Annotated in this window: 15 protein-coding genes; 8 read left to right on the top strand and 7 right to left on the bottom strand. The window is 75.1% G+C overall.

Translation table 11 applies throughout. The annotated features are described in order from the left end of the window. Positions 1-6: 6 nt before the first annotated feature. Together ACLQ20_RS21800 and ACLQ20_RS21795 are read right to left on the bottom strand one after the other, a co-directional pair. Complete coding sequence (locus tag ACLQ20_RS21800) at positions 7-1,737, bottom strand: ABC transporter ATP-binding protein (RefSeq protein ID WP_425857482.1); 1,731 nt, start codon at positions 1,735-1,737, stop codon at positions 7-9. Beyond that, positions 1,734-3,464: an ABC transporter transmembrane domain-containing protein gene (locus ACLQ20_RS21795; RefSeq protein ID WP_425857579.1), complete on the bottom strand. Its 1,731-nt coding sequence runs from the start codon at positions 3,462-3,464 to the stop codon at positions 1,734-1,736. Before ACLQ20_RS21795 ends, ACLQ20_RS21800 begins: the two co-directional genes overlap by 4 nt. A 225-nt stretch (positions 3,465-3,689) precedes the next feature. Between ACLQ20_RS21795 and ACLQ20_RS21790 the strand changes: the two genes are divergently transcribed. Then, entirely contained in the window at positions 3,690-5,393 is a 1,704-nt protein-coding gene (locus ACLQ20_RS21790) for a bifunctional 3'-5' exonuclease/DNA polymerase (protein WP_425857480.1), read from the top strand. Between the two features lie 15 nt (positions 5,394-5,408). Here ACLQ20_RS21790 and ACLQ20_RS21785 read toward each other — a convergent pair whose 3' ends face one another. Then, complete coding sequence (locus ACLQ20_RS21785) at positions 5,409-5,822, bottom strand: winged helix-turn-helix transcriptional regulator (RefSeq protein WP_425857478.1); 414 nt, start codon at positions 5,820-5,822, stop codon at positions 5,409-5,411. A gap of 81 nt (positions 5,823-5,903) precedes the next feature. Between ACLQ20_RS21785 and ACLQ20_RS21780 the strand changes: the two genes are divergently transcribed. Beyond that, complete coding sequence (locus tag ACLQ20_RS21780; RefSeq protein WP_425857477.1) at positions 5,904-6,716, top strand: NAD(P)H-binding protein; 813 nt, start codon at positions 5,904-5,906, stop codon at positions 6,714-6,716. 230 nt (positions 6,717-6,946) lie between these two features. Then, positions 6,947-7,540, top strand: coding sequence for a nucleotidyltransferase family protein (locus tag ACLQ20_RS21775; protein WP_151453217.1), 594 nt, complete (start codon positions 6,947-6,949; stop codon positions 7,538-7,540). A gap of 31 nt (positions 7,541-7,571) precedes the next feature. On the opposite strand, the gene ACLQ20_RS21770 is transcribed toward ACLQ20_RS21775, so the two are convergent. Further along, positions 7,572-8,156 carry an N-acetylmuramoyl-L-alanine amidase gene (locus tag ACLQ20_RS21770; RefSeq protein WP_425857475.1) on the bottom strand — a complete coding sequence of 195 codons (585 nt, stop codon included), beginning with the start codon at positions 8,154-8,156 and terminating at the stop codon, positions 7,572-7,574. A 298-nt stretch (positions 8,157-8,454) separates the two neighbouring features. Between ACLQ20_RS21770 and ACLQ20_RS21765 the strand changes: the two genes are divergently transcribed. Next, entirely contained in the window at positions 8,455-8,982 is a 528-nt protein-coding gene (locus tag ACLQ20_RS21765; protein WP_358121733.1) for a hypothetical protein, read from the top strand. Further along, on the top strand, positions 8,979-10,043 hold the full coding sequence (locus tag ACLQ20_RS21760) for a phosphotransferase (protein ID WP_425857473.1): 1,065 nt from the start codon (positions 8,979-8,981) through the stop codon (positions 10,041-10,043). The genes ACLQ20_RS21765 and ACLQ20_RS21760 overlap by 4 nt, the downstream gene beginning before the upstream one ends. A 17-nt stretch (positions 10,044-10,060) precedes the next feature. Here the strand turns inward: ACLQ20_RS21760 and ACLQ20_RS21755 are convergent, their stop codons facing one another. From ACLQ20_RS21755 to ACLQ20_RS21745, 3 genes are all read right to left on the bottom strand, one after another. Continuing rightward, positions 10,061-10,870, bottom strand: a complete 810-nt coding sequence (locus ACLQ20_RS21755) for a metal-dependent hydrolase (RefSeq protein WP_311412960.1) — start codon at positions 10,868-10,870, stop codon at positions 10,061-10,063. Positions 10,871-11,082: 212 nt separating this feature from the next. Continuing rightward, a complete protein-coding gene (locus ACLQ20_RS21750; protein ID WP_425857472.1) occupies positions 11,083-12,414 on the bottom strand; it encodes a glycosyltransferase family 4 protein in 1,332 nt (443 codons plus the stop codon). A 139-nt stretch (positions 12,415-12,553) separates the two neighbouring features. Further along, entirely contained in the window at positions 12,554-14,497 is a 1,944-nt protein-coding gene (locus tag ACLQ20_RS21745; protein ID WP_358122903.1) for an amylo-alpha-1,6-glucosidase, read from the bottom strand. A gap of 42 nt (positions 14,498-14,539) precedes the next feature. Between ACLQ20_RS21745 and ACLQ20_RS21740 the strand changes: the two genes are divergently transcribed. From ACLQ20_RS21740 to ACLQ20_RS21730, 3 genes are all read left to right on the top strand, one after another. Further along, positions 14,540-17,248 carry an MGH1-like glycoside hydrolase domain-containing protein gene (locus ACLQ20_RS21740; RefSeq protein ID WP_425857470.1) on the top strand — a complete coding sequence of 903 codons (2,709 nt, stop codon included), beginning with the start codon at positions 14,540-14,542 and terminating at the stop codon, positions 17,246-17,248. 541 nt (positions 17,249-17,789) lie between these two features. Then, positions 17,790-18,368: a TetR/AcrR family transcriptional regulator gene (locus ACLQ20_RS21735; protein ID WP_425857468.1), complete on the top strand. Its 579-nt coding sequence runs from the start codon at positions 17,790-17,792 to the stop codon at positions 18,366-18,368. Positions 18,369-18,679: 311 nt separating this feature from the next. Continuing rightward, a complete protein-coding gene (locus ACLQ20_RS21730; RefSeq protein ID WP_425857466.1) occupies positions 18,680-19,387 on the top strand; it encodes an HAD family hydrolase in 708 nt (235 codons plus the stop codon). Positions 19,388-19,935 lie beyond the last annotated feature (548 nt).

Genomic DNA, 19,935 nt, shown 5'->3' with positions numbered 1-19,935 from the left:
GGCGGGTCAGGGGTGCCAGGAGCGCCACAGGGCGGCGTACGGGCCGTCGGCCCGGACGAGCTCGTCGTGACTGCCGAGCTCGGTGATCCGGCCGCCCTCCAGCACCGCCACCCGGTCGGCGTCGTGAGCGGTGTTGAGGCGGTGCGCGATCGCGATGACGGTCCGCCCGGTGAGCAGGGCGGCCAGGGCCCGCTCGGTGCGCCGGGCGGTCGTCGGGTCGAGAGCGGCGGTCGCCTCGTCGAGGATCAGCGTGTGCGGGTCGGCGAGCACCAGCCGGGCCAGCGCGAGCTGCTGGGCCTCGGCGGCGCCGAGCTGGTGCGCCCCGTCGCCCAGCAGGGTGCCGAGGCCGTCGGGCAGGCGGGCGTGCCAGTCGGCGCCGACCGTGGCCAGCGCCGCGCGCATCCGGTCGTCGGAGGCGTCCGGGGCGGCGAACGCGAGGTTGTCGCGTAGCGAGCCGATGAACACGTGGTGTTCCTGGGTGACCAGGGCGATGCGCCGCCGGCGTTCGGCCGGGTCCAGGTCGGTGACCGGGCAGCCGCCGACGCTGACGACCCCCTCCCGGGGCGCGTCGATCCCGGCGAGCAGCCGCGCCAGGGTGGACTTCCCGGCCCCCGACGGCCCGACGAGCGCCAACCGTTCGCCGGGCCGCACCTCGAGGTCGATGCCGTGCAGCACGTCGGGTCCGCCGCTGTACGCGAACCGGGCTCCCCGGACGACCAGCCGCTCGTCCACCGGCGCGGCGGCCCGACCGGGCCGCTCCGGCGGCACCTGACCGACGCCGAGCACCCGGGCGAACGAGGCGAGGCCGCGCTGTGCCTGCTCGGTCCACATGAGGATCCGGTCCAGCGGGTCGATCGCCTGCTGAAGGTAGAGCGCGGCGGCGACCACCGCGCCGAGGGAGACCGCACCCCGCGCGAGCAGGAGGCCACCGACCAGCAGCAGCGCGGCCACGGGCAGCGGGTGACTGGCCTCCACCACGCTGAAGAACACCGTGCGCAGCGCCAGGGTCTTCCGCCGGGCGGCCCAGACCCGGGCTATGCGCGCGGTGCCGTGCCCGATCCGTTCGTCGGCGAGGCGCAGCGCCTCGACCGTACGGGCGCCCTCCGCAGTGCTCGTCAGCGTCTCGGTCAGCTCGGCGGCGACCGCCCCCTCGGCCAGGTACGCCGGGCCGGCGCGCCGCAGGTACCACCGGGTGACCAGGGCGATCGTCGGCAGCCCGGCCAGCGCGACGAGCCCGAGCAGCGGGTGCAGCAGGAAGACCGCCCCGAACAGCAGCACCAGCTGCACCGAGGCGATGACGATGACGGGCACCACGTCCCGGACCGTGAGGCCGACGGTGGCCACGTCGACCGAGCTGCGGGTCGCCAGGTCCCCGGCGCCGGCCCGCTCGACGACGCCGACGGGCAGGTTCAGCGTCCGCTCGACGAACTCCTCGCGCAGCCGGGCCACGGCCCGCTCGCCGAAGCGGTGGCCGGCGTACTGCGCGTAGCGCGACAGCAACGTCTGCACCAGCACGGCCCCAGCGATCGCCAGGGCGAACCGGTCGACGGTGGCGACGCCGGCCCCCGCGGACACCCGGTCGACGATGCTGCCGAGCAGCCACGGCGGAGCGAGCCCGGCGACCGTGGCGGCGGCGTGCAGCGCCAGCACGACTCCGACCGCGCGCCGGTCCCGGGCGATCAGGCCCCGGGTCGCCCGGCGCACTGTGGCCCGGTCGGCGACCGGCAGCCCGCTCACCGCAGCGCCTGCTCGGCGTCGGCGTCGCCACGGGCCACGAGCCGCCGGTAGCCCGGGTCCCGGTCGAGCAGGTCGGCGTGTGAGCCGGTGGCGGCGACCCGCCCCGCGACCAGGTGCGCGACCTCGTCGGCCCGTCCCAGCAGCAGCGGCGAGGTGGTGAGCACGACGGTGGTCCGTCCGGCCCGCGCGCGGCGCAGCCGCTCGGCGATGCGCGCCTCGGTGTGCGCGTCGACCGCCGAGGTCGGCTCGACGAGGATCAGCACCTCCGGTTCGGCGAGCAACGCCCGGGCCAACCGGACCCGTTGTCGCTGGCCGCCGGAGAGGGACCGGGCCCGGGTGTCCAGCGGGGTGTCGAGCCCGTCCGGCAGGGCGTCGACGACGTCCTCGGCCGACGCGGCGTGCAGGGCGGAGGTGATCCGCTCCCGGTCACCGTCGGGGCGAGCCCCGCGCAGCACCTCCCGCAGCGTCCCGGCGAACAGGTAGGCGTCGTGGTCGGCGACCAGGATGCGGGCCCGCACCTGGTCGAGTTCGACGGCGGTCAGCGGCACGCCGCCCCAGGTGGCGTCGCTGACGGCGTACCGACCGAGCCGGTCGGCCAGCGCGAGGGCGTCCGCCGGGTCGGCGGCGGCCACCGCGGTGAGGCGACCGGCCCGGACGGTCAGCCCGCTCGACCGGTCGTACAGGTCGGCGGGGCCGCCGGGAGCCGGGACAGGGCCGGCTGGATCGCCGGGGGCCGCGACCGGGGTGGCGGGGCGGGCCGGCTGGCGGCTGCCGGGAACCGTCGCCGCGCGGGCACGGGCCGGCGTGTCGCGCGGCCCGCCCACGTTGTCCGGCTCGACGGCGAGCAGGGCGACGATCCGGCGGGCCGCGACCCGGCCCCGGATCAGTTGGTGGCCGCCCTCCAGCAGGAACCAGACCGGCACGACGAGAGTCGCGACGTAGCCGTAGACGGCGACCAGCTCCCCGACGCTGATGTCGCCGGTGACCGCCATCCGGGCCGATAGCCACACCACCGCCGCGAGGAACAGCCCGGGGACGGCCACCGTCGCCGCGTCGATCCAGCTGTTCACGGAACCCACCCGGTATCCCTCGACGAGCAGGTCGCGGGAGCGGGCCGCGTACCGGCGGGCGAACAGGCCCCGGCCACCCACCCCGGCGAGCACCCGCAGCCCGGCCACGATGTCGCCCGACCGGGCGGTCAGCTCACCCTGCTGCTGCCGGTAGACCGACTCCGCCCGCTCCAGCCGGCGCAGCAGGGGAGCGACGACCAGGACGACCGACGGCACGCCCACCAGCACGCAGAGCGCGAGCAGGGGCGAGATCGACCAGAGCACGACGGCGACGACCAGGTATGCGACCACCGCGCCGATGCCGGGCCCGGTCACCGTCATCACCTGCGCCGCCCGGTCGATGTCGGTGCCGCCGACCGTGGCCACCTCGCCCGCTGCGGCCCGGCGTGGCAGCACGGCGCCGACCCGGGACAGCCGGCGGAGCACCACGGCGGCGGAGCGCGCCTTCGCGTCCTCCCGGATGAAGGTCATCGTGCGGTGCCGCATGATGCCCAGCCAGGACAGCCCGACGCCGGCGACGACGATCGCCGCCACCCACAGGGCCAGGGCCCGGTTGTCGCCGGCCCGCAGTCCGTCGTCCACGGCGCGGGAGATCAGGTAGGGCCGGACCGCCAGGCCGGTCATCCAGGCCGTGCCGAACAGGCTGCCGCGCAGCACCCGCCACGGCTGGCAGCGGACCAACCACCACAGGTACCGCATCGGCCCCCGGATGTCCGGGGTGCCGGGCTCGGGATGGGGGATCCGTGGTGGCACCGGTCAACGCTAGCGAGCCGGGCACCGCCGCACCGCCCCGTTTCCGCCGTACCGCGCCGTCGTTTCGTCGCCGGCGCCTGCGGCCGACCCGTCCCGGCGCGGGGGCCGCCGGGGTGGTTGGTGGGTGGAGTGTCGCAGGGGCGAGGCAGAATCACATCCGTGCTGGTGGCGGTGGTCTCGGACGAGCGGGGCGGGGGAGCGCTGCAAACCCTCGACGCCGCGGGGCAGCCCGTCGGCCCGGTGCAGCCGGTCACCGACCTGGCCGCGGCCGTCGCGGCGCGCGAGGCGGCGGACCGGCCGCGCTGGGTGTGGGCCTCCGGCGCGACCGTCTACCCGGCGCTGCTGCGCGCCGGGGTGCGGGTCGAGCGCTGCCACGACGTCGAGCTGACCGAGACCCTGCTGCTCGGCCACGCCGGCCGCTGGGGCGAGCCCCGTTCGTTCGCGGCGGCCTGGGCCCGGCTGACCGGCGCGCCGGTGCCGGCCGACCCGCCGCCCCGGCCGGCCGCGCCACCCGGCCACGGGCAGGCCGCGCTCTTCGACGCCCTGCCCGGCCCGCCGGGCCCCGGCGTCGAGGCACTGACCCGGGTGTACGCCGACCAGCTCGCCCGGATCGCCGCCACCGAGCATCCCGGCCGGTTCCGGCTACTGGTCGCCGCCGAGTCGGCCGGCGCGCTGATCGCCGTGGAGATGGGGGCCGCGGGGCTGCCCTGGCGGGCCGACGTGCACGACCGACTCCTCGCGGAGCTGCTCGGTGAGCCGTCGCCGGTGGGCGGCCCGCCCCGCCGGCTGGCCGAGCTGGCCGCGCGGATCGCCGACGCGTTCGGCGTACGCCAGCTGCACGCCGACTCCCCGGCGGAGCTGTTGCGGGCCTTCGCCCGGGCCGGGGTGGAGCTGCCCAACACCCGGGCCTGGGTGCTGCGCGGGGTGGACCACCCGGCGGTGCCGCTGGTCCTGGAATACAAGGAGCTCTACCGGATCTGGACGGCGCACGGCTGGGCCTGGCGCGACGCCTGGGTGCGCGACGGCCGGTTCCAGCCGGAGTACGTCCCGGGCGGGGTCGTCTCCGGCCGCTGGGCCACCCGGGGCGGCGGCGCGTTGCAGATCCCCAAGGTGATCCGGCGGGCGGTGGTGGCCGATCCGGGCTGGCGGTTCGTGGTGGCCGACGCCGGCCAGCTGGAGCCGAGGGTGCTCGCCGCAGTCTCCGGCGACGCCCGGCTCGCCGCCGCCGGTGGTGCCGGCGACCTCTACGCCGCCCTCGCCCAGGACGCCTTCGGCGGCGACCGGCCCCGGGCCAAGGTGGCGCTGCTCGGCGCGATGTACGGGCAGACCGGCGGGGCGGCGGTGCCGGCGCTGGCGGTGCTGCGGCGCAGCTACCCGACGGCCTTCGGCTACGTGGAGGCGGCGGCCCGCACGGGGGAGGCCGGCGGGCTGGTGCGCTCCTGGCTGGGGCGCACCTGCCCGCCCGGCACGGCCGGGTTCGGCGACCCCGACGCCGACCTGCCCGACGGCGGCGACGATCCGCAGTCGCCGCGGGCGCGGGCGGCCCGGTCCCGGGGACGGTTCACCCGCAACTTCGTCATCCAGGCCACCGCCGCCGAGTGGGCCTCGACCCTGCTGGCGACGCTGCGCGGCCGGCTCGCCGCCACCGGCGGCGAACTGGTCTTCTTCCAACACGACGAGGTGATCGTGCACTGCCCGGCGGAGCGGGCCGACGCGGTCGCCGACGCGGTCACCCGGTGCGGGGAGCAGGCCGCCGCGCTGCTCTTCGGCGACACCCCGGTCCGCTTCCCGCTGGACCTCTCCGTCGTCGACTGTTACGCCGACGCGGCCTGATGGTTCCCGCCCCGGTCAGGAGACGGCGGAGCCGGGGTTGGCGGCGTCCCACGCGTGCCGCGACTCGGCGATGACGTCCTTGTGCGCCAGCGACCAGTCGGCCAACTGCCGCACCAGGTGGGTCAGGCTCCTGCCGCGCTCGGTCAGCTCGTAGGTGACGGTCACCGGGACGGTCGGGTACGCGGTGCGCAGCACCAGGCCGTCGCGCTCCAGGCGGCGCAGGGTCAGGGTCAGCATCCGCTGCGAGATGCCGTGGATGGCCCGTTGCAGCTCCCGGAACCGGCGGACGCCCGAGGAGAGCTCGACGATCGCGAGCACCGACCACTTGTCGCCGATGCGGTCGAGCACGTCTCGGATGCCGCAGTCGGGGTGCTCGGGCAGGCCGCAGGGCGCCAGCGCGTCGGTTACCGCCGTGTGCCCTGCCGACATCGAAGTGCCTCCTTGTGGCCGCGTCCGTGGTTCCCAACGATGAGGCTAGTTCCGATTCGGTACCACCGAAAGGCTCGCCACATGCTGCTGGTCACCGGCGCCTCCGGGCACCTGGGCTCCCTCATCCACGCCGGGCTGGTCGAGCGAGGGCTCGCCCCGCTCGCCGGCACCCGTACGCCCGGTCGCTTCGGCGACGCCGGGCGGAGCGTGGACTTCGACGACCCGGCGGGGCCGGACCTGGCGGGCGTACGCGTGCTGGTGCTGGTCTCCGCCGGCTACGGCGAGGACGACGTCGTCGTCGCCCGCCACGACCGGGTGATCGCCGCCGCCGAGCGGCACGGGGTACGGCACGTGGTCTACACGAGCCTGGTCGGCGACGGCGACCACCTTGCCTTCGCGCTCGCGCACCGGTGGACGGAGCGTCGACTGCGGGAGAGCCGGCTCGACTGGACGATCCTGCGCAACGGCCTCTACGCCGAGCTGTTCGGTCAGCTGGCCGCCCCGGTCGACGGCGCGGTCATGGCCCCGTTCGGCACGGGAGCGCTGGCCGCGGTGGCCCGACAGGATCTGGCCGACGCCGCCGTGCGGGTGGCCGCCGACCCGGCCGTCCATCGCGGCCGCACGTACGAGCTGACCGGGCCCGTCGCGCTCACCGCAGCCGGTGTCGCCGCCGGGTTGGGCGTGCCCTACCGCCCGGTGTCGCTGGGCGAGCGGCGTGCCGCCCTGACGGGCCCGGGCCTGCTGCCGTTCCAGCCGGCCATGCTCATGTCGATCTACTCCGCCACGGCGGCCGGGTTCCTCGCGCGGACCCACGGCGACCTGGCGCGCCTGCTGTCGCGTCCGCCCCGCGACCCGATGCCGGTCGCGGTCGCTGCCGCCGGGGCGCCGTCCTGACCGTACGCACAGCCTCGACGGGGCTGCCCACCTTCGCGCCAGCCACGCCGGAGACGGGCGACGCGGTGCGGTTCCGGGCCGGTAACGGTTGCACTATTTTCCCTTTTCGCCCCGCTACCCGGTCTGCCTTCTCCTCGTTGCTCCCGATGTCCGTACGACGGAGCGGGCCGTGCCCTCGTGCCACGGCCCGCTCCACGGTGGAGGGGGCCCAGCTGAACCGGATCGCAGGAATGATCATCGCCGCGGGCGGGGGGCGCCGCATCGGCGGTCCCGAGGCGCTGCTGCACCAGGGGGAGAAGCCCCTGGTGAACCGGATGATCGACACGATGACCAAGGCGGGCTGCGAGCGGATCGTGGTCGTGCTCGGCGCCGCGGCCGACCAGGTCCGCGAGACGGCGGACCTGAGCCAGGCCACGGTGGTGATCAACCGGGCGTGGGGGACCGGCGTCGGCTCGTCCATCCGGGCCGGCCTCGCCGCGCTCGACGACGAGGGCATCGAGGCAGTCGTGGTGGTGCCGGTCGACATGCCCGGCCTGACCGCCACCGCCGTGCGTCGGGTCGTCGCGCTGCCGTACCCCGACGTGCTGGTCTGCGCCACCTACGACGGGCTGCGCGGCTACCCGATGCTGTTCGGACGCCGGCACTGGTCCGGCATCGCCACCCTGGCCAGCGCGGACGTGGGCGCCCGGCCCTACCTGCTCGCGCACAAGGACCAGATCGTCGACATCTCCTGCGACTCGGTGGCCGACGGCAGCCGGGTCGACACCCCGGAACTGATGGCGCTCTACGGGCTGACCGTTCCACCCCAGCGCATCGGCGCCTAGGTGACCGACAGTCGCGCGGCCCGGGGCGGTCTCAGGGTGCGGCGCGCCGTACGACGAGTCCCGGTGAGGGCGTGGGCCCGGACGGACGGGCGACCTGCCGGGCGGCGGCCAGGATGTCGGGCTTCTGCGCGATGATCGGCGGGCCGGGGCACTTGTCGTGCCCCCAGGCCTTGCCTCCCATGCTGTGATGACCGAGGCCTGTGCCCGACGTGTCGGCCGTCAGGGCGAGCGGGACGCCGCACTCCTCGTGCACCCTGGCGAAGATCCGGCCGAGGGCGGCGATTTGCTCGTCGGTCAGCCTCTCCCAGCCGGGATGGCTGGCGTGGTGCGGGCTGCCGACGCTGAACCCGGAGCACTCCACCGAGAGCCAGTGCCCGTTGCCGGCTCGCTGGGTCCAGGCCTTGTCCGCCGTGTCGACCATCTGCGCGATGTCACCCTCACGACTGACGATGAAGTGCGAGGAGGTTTCGGTGTCCGGGTCCTGCTGGTGGCTGATGGTGCCCTCATAGGTGCCGTCGGCGATGTGTACCACCAGGCCGCGAACCTCCACCATGCCGTTCGGGACCCGGTTGGCGGTGGGGCCGCGCCAGCTCGCGAGATCCTCCCAGAGGGCCATCGGATGCTCCTTTCGGCGGACGCCGGTGCGGATGGCCGGCCGCGGGCTCGACAACCCGAACGTATCGTCGTCCCCACTCCCGTTGCCGGCGATTCGGCCGACTGGTCGTGTGCGCCCGGGGCAGGTCGCTGACGGCGGATCGCCCAGATCGGCCCTCCGCTCGGCCTGCACCCCGTCGGCGGCTGTCCGCTCCGGCCACCGCCCCCATGCCGGGCCGCTGTTCCGCTAGCGTCGGCGGGCGCGGCACCGCCGCCGTGGCACACCGCGGCGGGCCGCTGACGACGGGGGAGGCCGGCCGATGATCGGAACGTTGACCCGGCACATAGCCGGGGCGGTCGCCGCCTGGCTGGTGTACGTCGCCGAGGGGTCGTTCGGCCTCTTGGCGCGGCTCGCGTTGGCCCTGGTCGCCGACGCCGGCCCGGGCGGGCCACTGGCCAGGCCCTTCATGGTGCTGGACGCCGCCCTGCCGGGTGCCGTTCTGGTGCTGCTCGTGGTGGTGCCGGCGGTCGTCATCGGCGACGTCGCCCTCGCCCGCCGTGGCGCGTTCGCTCGCACGCTGGCGGCCTGCGGGGTGGCTGTGTTCCTCGTCGGCCTGTACGTCGCCGGCATCGCGGCCGTCACCGGGGCGGTCGTCGCCGACGCGGCGTTGGCCTGGTTTCTTACGACGACGGTCGTGCTCTGCCCGGTGGTGGTCCACGCGGCCGTGGTGCAGGGGGCGCGGGCGGCGACCGGGTGGCTGGCCCGCTGGTGCCGCCCCGGCTCGCCGGCCACGGTCGCTCCGTCCGCGTCCTCGGTGGACCACCCCGGCGGCTCTGAGGCCCCGTGACCACGTCCCGCCCGCCGACCGACCTCGTCCCCGCCGACGTGCCGGCCGGGCAGCTCACCCACAACATGCTCAACGGGGTGACCGACGGCATCTGGCGCACCCGCCGGGACGGGCGGTCGGCCGTGCTGAAACTCCTCACCCCGCCCGGTCGCCCCGGCCCGGCGCACTGGGCCGGCAGCGAGGAGCCGGGGCACTGGAACTACTGGCGCCGCGAGGTCGAGGCGTACCGCAGCGGGCTGGCCGCCGCCGCGTACGCCGACGCCGGGCTGGCCGCGCCGACGGCGCTGGCGGTCGACGACCGGCCGGACGGCTCGGTCGCGCTGTGGCTGCCCGAGGTCGCCGGCCGGCCGGGCGTCGCCTGCACGCCCGCCGACCTCGGGGAGGTGGCCGTCCGGCTCGGCGCCGGACACGCCCGCTGGCTCGGCGACCCCGAGGCGCGGGAACTGGCGGCCGGCGGTCGCCCGCCGGACTGGCTGGCGCGCGACTGGCTACGCGACTACACGCTGAGCCGCCCGGTGGCCGCGCCGGTGCCGTGGGAGCACCCGGTCGCCGTCGCCGCCTGGCCGCGTTCCCTGCGCGACGCGCTGCGGGTGCTGTGGGAGCGGCGGCACGACGTGCTGGCCGCCACCGACCGGCTGCCGCGTACGCTCTGCCACCACGACTGCTGGCCGATGAACCTGGTGTTCGCCGCCGACGGCCCGGTGCTGCTGGACTGGTCCGGCGTCGGCCCCGGGCCGGTCGGCGAGGACGCGGCCAACCTGGTGCTGGACACCTTCCTCGACGGGCTGGTCGACGTCGCGCTGCTCGACGAGGTTGCCGCGACCGTGCCCGACCGGTACGCCGAGGGGCTGCGTGGCGCCGTCGCGCCGGGGGAGGTGGCCCATGCCGTCCGGCTCACCGGGGCGGCCAAGTACTTCTGGCTGGCGCCGATGATGCTCGGCCGGCTGGGCCGCTCCGCCATCAGCGGCACCTACGACGCCCGCGACGAGGCGGAGATGATGGCGGGCCGCCGGCCCGTGCTGGAGCTGCTGGCCCGCTGGGCCGCCGAGGCGTGGGACTGACCGGCGCGGGCAGGCCGTCAGACGTCGATGTTGAACCGTTGCAGCACCGACGGGGCGACCAGCCCGGCCGCCGCGAGCACCGAGATCGCGGTCAGTACGGCCCGGACGACCACCACCTCGGTCTTGCTGCCGGCCCGCAGGGCGATCTTGTTCGGCAGCCCGATCGGCGTCCACATCCGACGCTTGATCGGAATCGGCCAGAGGATGGGCACCCCGGCCCGGGTGATCATGTCGCCGAGGATGTGCACGAAGCAGCCGACCCCGACGGCGGTGCCGATCAGCGGATAGCCCCGGCCGCCGGGCAGGTTGGCGAAGGTGTACCAGGCGGCGGCGGCCGACGCGAGGGTGACGATGACCCAGCCGGCGCGCTCCGCCCACTTGTCGAACAGGCCGCGCAGCGCCAGCCCGAACATGAAGAAGAGGATGCCGATGACGGCCCACTTGCCGTACGCGGCGCAGAGCGTGGTGGTGCCCCAGCCGACCAGCAGGGTGAACGGGATGGTGTGGGTCAGGGTGCGGTGGCCGTTGTTGCGGCGTGGATCCTTGCTGAGCTTCGTCGCGTAGTAGACCCCGAGGGAGACCTTCTCCATCACCTCGGCGATGAAGAGCGAGAACACGCCGAAGGTACGGGCGACGGTCGCCCCGCCCTGGTTGCGGGTCACCTTGCCGGAGAGGTCGAGGTCGGGGAAGAGCGCGCCACCGGCGCAGACGGCGGTGCCGACGGCGAGCTCCAGCGGCGACTGGTGGTAGTCGGCGAACTGTTGCAGCGCCCAGGATCCGGCCAGCCACACCGCCGCGCCGGACAGCGCGTGGGACGGTCCCATCATGTCGGCTCACCCTCCCCAGGGATCTTGAGCGCCAAAACTACGCCACTGTAGTTCGCCGACGCTCCGCAGGGGCATCGCCCGGACGGTCCACCGGGGACGGTGGCGGGGAGGGGTGGGTGGATCTGCCGCACCGGCAGGAAGTATGCCCTTGCCGGGCGGCAATCGGGGCCGGTCTGTCGGCCACCGGACGGTGGGGCGGCGGCGACGGCGGCTCAGCGGACGGCGCCGCCGACCGCGAGCAGGTTCCCCTCCGGGATGGTGATCTTCTGGCGGGCCCCGCCGAGCCGGGCGGCGGCGCGCCGGGCCTGCGTCGGGCCGTGCTCCCGGCCGACCGTCGCGTACGTGCCGGCGGTCCGGGCGGCGATGGTCGTCCAGCCGTAGTGACGGCCGACCATGGCGCGCGCCCGCCGGGCCACCCGCCGGGCGAAGACCTCGTCGCCGAGGAGCTGGTCGACCGCCTCGCCGAGGGCGCCCGGGTCGCTGTGCGGGAAGGTCACCCCGGTCACGCCCGGCTCGACGATCTCGGCGAGGCCACCGGTGCGGGCCACGGCCAGCGGCGCGCCGGCCGCCGCGGCCTCGAGGGCCACCATCCCGAACGGCTCGTAGAGGCTGGGCACCACGGTCGCGTCGGTGGCGCCGAGCAGCGCCGGGAGCCGGGTCGAGTCCAGGAATCCCGCGAAGCGTACGGTCTGCCCGAGCCCGAGGCGGTGGGTCTCCTCCTCCAACTCGCCGCGGTAGGGGCCGTCGCCCGCGATCACCACCCGCAGCCCGGGGTGCCGGTCGCGCAGGTACGGCACGGCGTGCACCAGGTGCTGCACGCCCTTCTCGTAGACCAGCCGGCCGGCGTACCCGACGAGCGGGCCGTCGCCGGCGAACCGGGCCCGGGCGGCCGTGACCGCCCCCGGCCGGGCGCGCCAGGCCCGGTCGTCGACCCCGTTGGGCACCACGTCGACCTGCCCGGCCGGCACGTCGAAGAGCGTGGCGACCTGCTCGCGCATGTAGCCGGAGCAGACGATCACCCGGGCGGAGGCGTTGCTCAGCCAGTGTTCGACGCCGTGGATGGTGCGGTTCATCTCCTCGGGCAGCCAGCCCTGGTGTCGGCCGGCTTCGGTGGCGTGGATGGTGCTGACGAGGGGGATGTCGAGGTGTTCGCGCAGGGTCACGGCGGTGTGGGCGACGAGCCAGTCGTGGGCGTGGATGACGTCGTAGGTGCCGGCTTCGGTGGCGCGTAGTGCGGCGCGGGTGAGGGTGTGGTTGAAGGCCATGGTCCAGGCGAGCAGGGAGGAGGTGGCCAGGGGGAAGGTGACGGGGTCTTCGGCGGCGCGGACGATGCGGACGCCGTCGGCGTACTCCTCGAGGGGTGCGCCGTCGGTGTGGCGGGTGACGACGGTGACTTCGTGGCCGGCGGCGGCGAGGGCGACGGAGAGGGCGTGCACGTGCCGGCCGAGGCCGCCGACGAGGACCGGCGGGTACTCCCAGGAGAGCATCAGCACCCGCTGTCGCCGGGCGGGATGGATGTCGATCACGTCGGCGTCAGGTGACAATGCGGCCCCCTTGAGTTTTCCCCGAGTGCGCGCCGCTGGCACCGGAGCGGTGCCCGGGACGGTCGGGACTGGATCGGGACCCATCCTGCTGGCGGCTGGCTAACCGCCGGAGACGCCGCCGTTGCGGTCGTGTAAAGCGCTACCGGCCGTTCCTGCGGGCGCGCAGCAGTTCGGCGACCGACCACGCCTGGAACGGGCACCCGGTGGCGGCGTGCGGCGCGACGCCGTCGGCCGTCTCACTCACCGATCCCAGGCCATACTCGGTCAGATGGGCCTCGATGCCGACGAAAAGGTCATCGACCGGCATCTTGGCCCGTCGGGCGGCGTCGGCGTACGGGCCGAGCAGCCACGGCCAGACGGTGCCCTGGTGGTAGGCGCCGTCCCGCTCGGCCGGGCCGCCTCGGTGCCGCCCGACGAACTCGGGCGCGTCGGGGGAGAGGCTGCGCGGGCCCAGCGGGGTGAGCAGCCCGCCGGCGACCCGGCGCACCGTGGGCTCGTCGGGCTCCAGCGGCGCGTACGGCAGCGACCAGGCCAGCAGCTGGTTGGGGCGCAGCAGGTCGTCGTCGTGGTGCGCGGCCCCACCCAGCGGATACGCCGGCGCGGGCGCGTCCACCACGTCGTGCAGCCAGCCCGTCGGGGCCGGGAACCGGTGCCGGAACGAAGCGCTGGCCCGCTCGTGCAGCCGCCACAGCTCGCCCGCGTCCCGCCCCGCCAGCTCGGTCAGCTCGGCCAGGCCGGCCAGCCCGTTGACCCAGAGCGCGTTGACCTCCACCGGCTTGCCCGTACGCGGGGTGACCGGCACCCCGTACACCCGGGCGTCCATCCAGGTCAGCGCCGTGCCCGGGGTGCCGCCCTGGGTGAGCAGCCCGTCGGCCGGGTCGACGGCGATGCCGAAGCGGGTGCCGGCGAGGTGCGCGTCGACCACCCCGTGCAGCGCGGGCAGCAGCTCGTCGCCGAGGTCGGTGTCGCCGGTGACGGTGACGTGCCGGCTGACCGCGTGCAGGAACCACAGGGTCGCGTCGACGGTGTTGTACTCCACCCGCCCGGTGTCGGCGGTGTTGGCGAGCATGCCCTCCGACAGCGTCGCCGCGTACGCCCGCAGCAGCTCCCGGCCCTCGTCGGCCCGGTTGGTGCAGAGGAACAGCCCCTCGTAGGAGATCATCGTGTCCCGCGACCAGGCGCCGAACCACGGGTAGCCGGCTACCACGTCCGGCCCGGTGGAGGTGCGGACCACGAACGCGTCGGCGGCCAGCGCGAGCGTCGCCTCGACCGGGTCGGCCGGCTTCGCCGCGGCCACCACCCGCCGGTTACGGGCCCGGGCCGCCGCGACCACCTCGGTCGCCGGTGGCGGCTCCTCGGCCAGCTCGCCGGCCCAGGCGAGCACCGACACCGTGTCGCCCGGGCGCTCCAGCTCGCCCGAGAACCGGCCCGCGTACCAGAGGTCCTCGTCGGGGTTCAGGCCCCGCGCCGCCTCCTCCCGGTGATGCGCGCCGAGCCACCACTGTCCCTGCGGGGTCCAGTCCGGCCCGGCGAGCCGGAACGCGCCCTCGACCACCGCCCCGCCCGGCACCGGCTCCACCCGCGGGGCCGGACCGTCGGCGCGGCGCTCGCCGTGCGCGTCCCGCCAGGTGCAGGCCGCCGCGAGTTCGAGCCGCACCGGCCCGCCGGAGACGAGCCGGTGCACGACGGCCACGCAGGAGCGGCCGTGCGTCATCGCCAGCTCCCGCTCGATCACCACGTCGCCGACGCGCCAGCGCCATCGGGGCAGGCCGTCGGTCAGGTCGAAGCGCTCCAGCAGCTCGAAGCCGCGCGGGTCGACGTCGCCGGAGGCCCACTCGTGCGCGCCCAGGCGCACCCGGGCGCCGGAGGGGAACAGCACGGCCGGGTCCAGGCCGACCAGTCCCACGCGGCGGGACGCCGGCGTCTCGCCGGCCACCACGAGCAGCCCGTGGTACCGGCGGGTGCGCAGCCCGCTCACCGTGCCGGTGGCGTAGCCGCCGAGACCGTCGGTGACCAGCCACTCCCGGGCGGCGCCGCCGGTCAGGTCGCCGCACACCTGCGGGCCGAAGCGAATGTCGATCAACTTTCCTCCACCGGCGGCGGGGTGCAACACGCCACGACGAGAATGGCTCCTGTGGTGAAGTCCCCCGGCGGCGTCGAAGATGTGCGAGTGATCACCGACGTGCCGCCCCCCGACGACTCCGCGCCCGACCCCGAACGGCTCCGGCTGGCTCAGGCCGACGCCGGGGAGCAGGACTGGCGCGCATGGGGTCCCTATCTGTCCGAACGGGCGTGGGGGACGGTACGGGAGGACTACAGCGAGCACGGTACGGCCTGGGACTACTTCCCGCACGACCACGCGCGGTCCAGAGCCTACCGCTGGAGCGAGGACGGCATGGCGGGCGTCTGCGACGACCGGCAGACGTTCTGCTTCGCCCTCGCCCTGTGGAACGGGAGGGACCCGATCCTCAAGGAGCGGATGTTCGGCCTCGGCGGCGACGGCGGCAACCACGGCGAGGACGCCAAGGAATACTGGTGGTACGAGGACTCCACCCCCACCCACTCGTGGATGCGCTGGCGCTACCACTACCCCCAGGCCGCCTTCCCGTACGACGAGCTGGTCGCGGTGAACGCGCTGCGCGGCCGGGACGACACCGAGTACGAGCTGGTCGACACCGGCATCTTCGACGACGACCGGTACTGGGCGGTGACCGTCGACTACGCCAAGGCCAGCCCGACGGACCTGTGCGTCGTCGTCACCGTCGCCAACCGGGGCGACCGGGCGGCCACCCTGCACGTGCTGCCCACCCTCTGGTTCCGCAACACCTGGGCGTGGGGGCTGCCCGGCGGCGACCGGGTGCCCCGGCTGGTCGGCGAGGGATCGCGGCTCGTCGGCGAGCACCGGGTGCTCGGTCAGCTGCTGCTGGAGGGCGACGGGGAGCCCACGCCGCTGCTCTGCGACAACGACACCAACGCCGAGCGGCTCTGGGGGCTGCCCGGCCGCTCCGCCTACCCGAAGGACGGCATCAACGACCACGTGGTCGACGGCGCCCCGACGGTCAACCCGGCCCGGGAGGGCACCAAGGGGGCGCTGCACTACGTGCTGGACGTGCCGGCCGGGGCGCAGCGGCGGATCCGCCTGCGGCTGACCCGTACCGCCCCACCGCCCGGCGGCGCCCCGCCCCCGCCGGCGGACCTGGGTGACGGCTTCGACGCGGTGGTGTGGGCCCGGCGGGCGGAGGCGAACCGGTTCTTCGCCGGCGTCATCCCGACCGCCGCGACACCGGACGAGACCCTCATCGCCCGGCAGGCGATCGCCGGGCTCATGTGGGGCAAGCAGTTCTACCACTTCGACGTCAAGCGCTGGCTGGAGGGCGATCCCGGCTCCGCGCCCCCGCCCTCGGGCCGCCGGCACGGGCGCAACAGCGCCTGGTGGCACATGACGAGCTTCGACGTGATCTCCATGCCCGACCCGTGGGAATATCCCTGGTACGCGGCCTGGGACCTGGCCTTCCACTGCGTCAGCATCGCGCGGGTCGACCCCGGCTTCGCCAAGGAGCAACTGCTGCTCCTGCTCCGCGAGTGGTACCTGCACCCCAACGGCCAGATCCCGGCGTACGAGTGGGCGTTCGGCGACGTGAACCCGCCGGTGCACGCGTGGGCGGCGCTGAAGGTCTTCGAGATCGACGGCAGCCGGGACCACGACTTCCTGGCCCGGGTGATGCACAAGCTGCTGCTCAACTTCACCTGGTGGGTCAACCGCAAGGACACCGGCGGCAACAACGTCTTCGAGGGCGGCTTCCTCGGGCTGGACAACGTCGGCCCGTTCGACCGGTCGGCGGCGCTGCCGGTGGCCGGGGTGCTGGAGCAGTCCGACGGCACCGGCTGGATGGGCATGTACGCGCTGAACCTGCTCGACATCGCCGTCGTGCTGGCCGAGCACGACCGCACCTGGGTCGACACCGCCACCAAGTTCTTCGAGCACTTCGCCTACATCGCCGCCGCCGCGTACGAGCAGGGCCTGTGGGACGCCGAGGACGCGTTCTTCTACGACGTGCTGCGCCTCGCCGACGGCTCGAAGGTGCCGCTGAAGGTCCGCTCGGTCGTCGGCCTGCTGCCGCTGGCCGCGACGACCCGGCTCACCGCCCACACCCTGCACCGGCTGCCCGAGCTGCACGCCCGGTTGCGCTGGTTCCTCGCCAACCGCCCCGAGTACGCCGATGTCATCGGCGCCCGCCGGCTCGGGCCCGACGGCCGCCAGCACCGGCTGCTGTCCATGGTCGGCCCGGAGCAGATCGTCCGGCTGCTCGCCCGGATGCTCGACACCGACGAGTTCCTCTCCGAGTACGGCCTGCGCACGCTGTCCCGGGCCCACCTCGACAAGCCGTTCTCGGTGACCCTCGGCGGCCAGGAGTTCAGCGTCGGCTACGAGCCGGCCGAGTCGACCAGCGGCCTGTTCGGAGGCAACTCGAACTGGCGCGGCCCGATCTGGATGCCGACCAACTTCCTGCTGATCAGCGCGCTGCGCGACTACGCCGCTTTCTTCGGCGACGACCTCCAGGTGGAGTACCCGACGCGGTCGGGGGTGAAGCGGACCCTCGACGAGATCGCCGACGACCTCTCCGCGCGGCTGATCTCCCTGTTCACCCGCGACGACTGGGGCCGGCGGCCGATCTACGGCGCCGCCCAGCTCTTCCAGACCCACCCGGACTGGCGGGACCTGATCTGCTTCCCCGAGTACTTCCACGGCGACAACGGCGCCGGGCTGGGCGCCTGGCACCAGACCGGCTGGACGGCCCTGGTCGCCGACCTGATCCTCACCCTGCGCCGCTGACCCCGCGCGGGCCGTGCCCGCCCTGAGCCCGCGGGCGGTGCCCGCCCTGAGCCCGGGCGGGCCGTGCCCGCCCTGAGCCGCGGATGGTGCCCGCCCTGAGCCCGGGCGGGTGGTGCCCGCCGTGCCGCAGGCGGGTCAGGGCGGGGCCAAGCCGCCGTGCCGGGCGGGCCGTGGTTATCGTGCCGCAGGCGGGTCAGGCTGCCGTGACGCAGGCGGGTCGCCGTGCCGGCGCGTCGGGGGTCGGCCCGCCCTCGCTGCCCTCGGCCTGTTCCGCCGCGCCCCGTTCCGCCGCGCGTGGCCCGTCCTGGCTCGGTGCGGCCGGCCCGCTCCCCGAACGGTCGCGGCACGGCGAGGCGAACGGGGCAGATCTTGGCAGGAATCGGCCCCTCTTGGGGCGCTCCGGTACCAAGATCTCTGGCGACGGCGACGGCGACGGCGACGGCGACGGCGACGGCGACGGCGACGGCGATGCGCCGGGGCGCAGAGTCGTCAATCCGTCGCGGATGCCTCACGGACGGTGACGGTCGCTAGCATCGGCGGCGTGTCGCCAGCAGAGGAAGCAGACGCCGCGCCGGCCGAGCGGGAGCGCCTCGTTCTGGCCGCCCGACAGCTGGCCGAGGCCGAGGGGTGGGCGGCGGTGACCCACCGCCGGCTGGCCGAGCGGACCGGGATCGACATCGAGGCCCTCTACCGTCGCTTCCCCGACCTGGCCGCGCTGATGTCCGCCGTGGCGGTGCTCGGCTTCGCCGACCTGGCCGCCGCGCTCGCCGCCGCCCGGGACACCGCCACCGGAGGCGAGCGTGGGCAGTGGCCGGCCGTGGTGATGGCCTACCTGGACTTCGCGTACGCCAGTCCCGAGGTCTACGACGCGATGCTCGCGCACACCGCGGACCTCACGCTGGGCCGCGACCCGGGGCCCGGGGCGCCCCGGGCGGCCTCCGCCGAGCTGCGCGCGGCCCTGACGCCACTGGCTGCCGGCCGTGACCCCGACACCCTCGCCGAGGTCGGGTGGGCGCTGCTGCACGGCACGGTCATGCTGACGCGGGGAGGGCGGCTGCGCCCGGACGTTCAGGAACAGCGCGAGGAAATGATCATGTCCGGCATATTCGCCGCCCCCTGACCCCGCAGCCCAACCCCGGCCCGGCGGCTCGGCCCCCGGCCCGGCGGCTCGGCCCCCGGCCCGGCGGCTCGGCCCCCGACCCGGCGGCTCGGCCCCCGACCCGGCGGCTCGGCCCCCGACCCGGCGGCTCGGCCCCTCCCCGGCCCCAACCTGCGCGGCCCCACCGCCCCGCCGACCGCTCGCAACTCGCTTGCCGCTCGGAATCTTGGACAGTTACGGTGCGCACCGCACGGTAACTGTCCAAGATCAGCTAGGTGCGCCTCCAGCACGGCCCGGAGTCGCATCGCATCGCGGGGAGGGGACGGGGAGGCATGGGGGACGCGATTCGCCGCCGCGACGGGCAGGTGCTCGTCTTCGACGCCGACGACACGCTCTGGGAGAACAACGTCCTGTTCGAGCGGGTGATCGACGACTTCCTGGAGTGGCTGGACCATCCGACCCTCGACCGGGCCGAGACCCGGGCCATCCTGGACGACATCGAGCGGGCCAACGCGGTCGCGCACGGCTACGGCAGCAAGGTGTTCCTGCGCAGCCTGGGGGAGTGCCTGGAGCGACTACGGCAGCGGCCCGTGACCGAGGCGGAGCGGCGCGAAATCGAGGAGCTGGCGGCGGCCCTGGTCGCGCACCAGGTGGAGTTGATGCCCGGGGTGGCCGAGGCGCTGGACGTCCTGGCCGGCCGGCACCACCTGCTGCTGCTGACCAAGGGCGAACGCGAGGAGCAGCAGCGCAAGCTCGACGCCTGCGGTCTGCTGCACCACTTCCGGGCCGCGCACATCGTGCCGGAGAAGGACGTCGACACCTACCGGTGGCTGGTCCGGGAACACGGCGTCGACCCCGCCGTCACGTGGATGATCGGCAACTCCCCGAAGTCCGACATCCTGCCCGCCCGCGCCGCCGGGCTGAACGCCGTGTTCATCCCGAACGACAACACCTGGGTGCTGGAGCACGACGAGCTGGACCCGGCCGACCCGGGCGTGCTGCGGCTGTCCGCGTTCCCCGATCTGCTGCGCCACTTCTGAGCCGCAGCCGGGCCGCCGGGGAGCCACAGCCGGGCTGCCGGGAAGCGGCGGCGGCGCACCGGACACAATGGTCGCCTCGACGGGAAACAGCGTTGGCCCCGAGGGGCGTGTTACGTCGACATGCCGCTTTTCCACCTTGACATCAATCACGCCGCCTCGGCCCCGGCTCGTCCTTGTCCGGGCCCCGGCGGCACGCCTAGCCTGATTCGGCGCTCACGGCCCTTCGGGGTGGGCCGGGAGCGTGCCGAAGTCCGGTTGCCGGGCACACGGAGCTGAGTGCAGGCGGCAGGCTCGCCGCGTCGAGCCCGGCGTGGGCGGCGTGCCACGCCCACGTGCTCACGCGGTGCGTCCGTTACGACGCCGGACGGCTGGGGGCAGGACCGGGGAGTTGCGGCCCCGGTCCTGACACCCTCGGCGGATCGCCTCTCCGTCGCGCCGCCTGACGGCGGAAGACCCGCCGTCGCAGAGCGCCGCCTGACGGCGGAAGACCCGCCGTCGCAGAGCGCCGCCCGACGACGGAAAAGCCCCCCGTCGCAAAGCGCCACCGT

This window comes from Micromonospora sp. DT46, from assembly GCF_049841735.1.
Classification (GTDB): Bacteria; Actinomycetota; Actinomycetes; order Mycobacteriales; family Micromonosporaceae; genus Micromonospora; species Micromonospora reichwaldensis.
Note: the sequence above shows the minus strand (reverse complement) of the source record. Positions and strands in the feature narration are given on the sequence as shown.

Coding starts and splice junctions, on each gene's coding strand:
- ACLQ20_RS21785 (WP_425857478.1), bottom strand. CDS start 5,822: ATGTCGGCAGGGCACACGGCGGTAACCGACGCGCTGGCGCCCTGCGGC.
- ACLQ20_RS21780 (WP_425857477.1), top strand. CDS start 5,904: ATGCTGCTGGTCACCGGCGCCTCCGGGCACCTGGGCTCCCTCATCCAC.
- ACLQ20_RS21775 (WP_151453217.1), top strand. CDS start 6,947: ATGATCATCGCCGCGGGCGGGGGGCGCCGCATCGGCGGTCCCGAGGCG.
- ACLQ20_RS21770 (WP_425857475.1), bottom strand. CDS start 8,156: ATGGCCCTCTGGGAGGATCTCGCGAGCTGGCGCGGCCCCACCGCCAAC.
- ACLQ20_RS21765 (WP_358121733.1), top strand. CDS start 8,455: ATGATCGGAACGTTGACCCGGCACATAGCCGGGGCGGTCGCCGCCTGG.
- ACLQ20_RS21755 (WP_311412960.1), bottom strand. CDS start 10,870: ATGATGGGACCGTCCCACGCGCTGTCCGGCGCGGCGGTGTGGCTGGCC.
- ACLQ20_RS21740 (WP_425857470.1), top strand. CDS start 14,540: ATGGCTCCTGTGGTGAAGTCCCCCGGCGGCGTCGAAGATGTGCGAGTG.
- ACLQ20_RS21730 (WP_425857466.1), top strand. CDS start 18,680: ATGGGGGACGCGATTCGCCGCCGCGACGGGCAGGTGCTCGTCTTCGAC.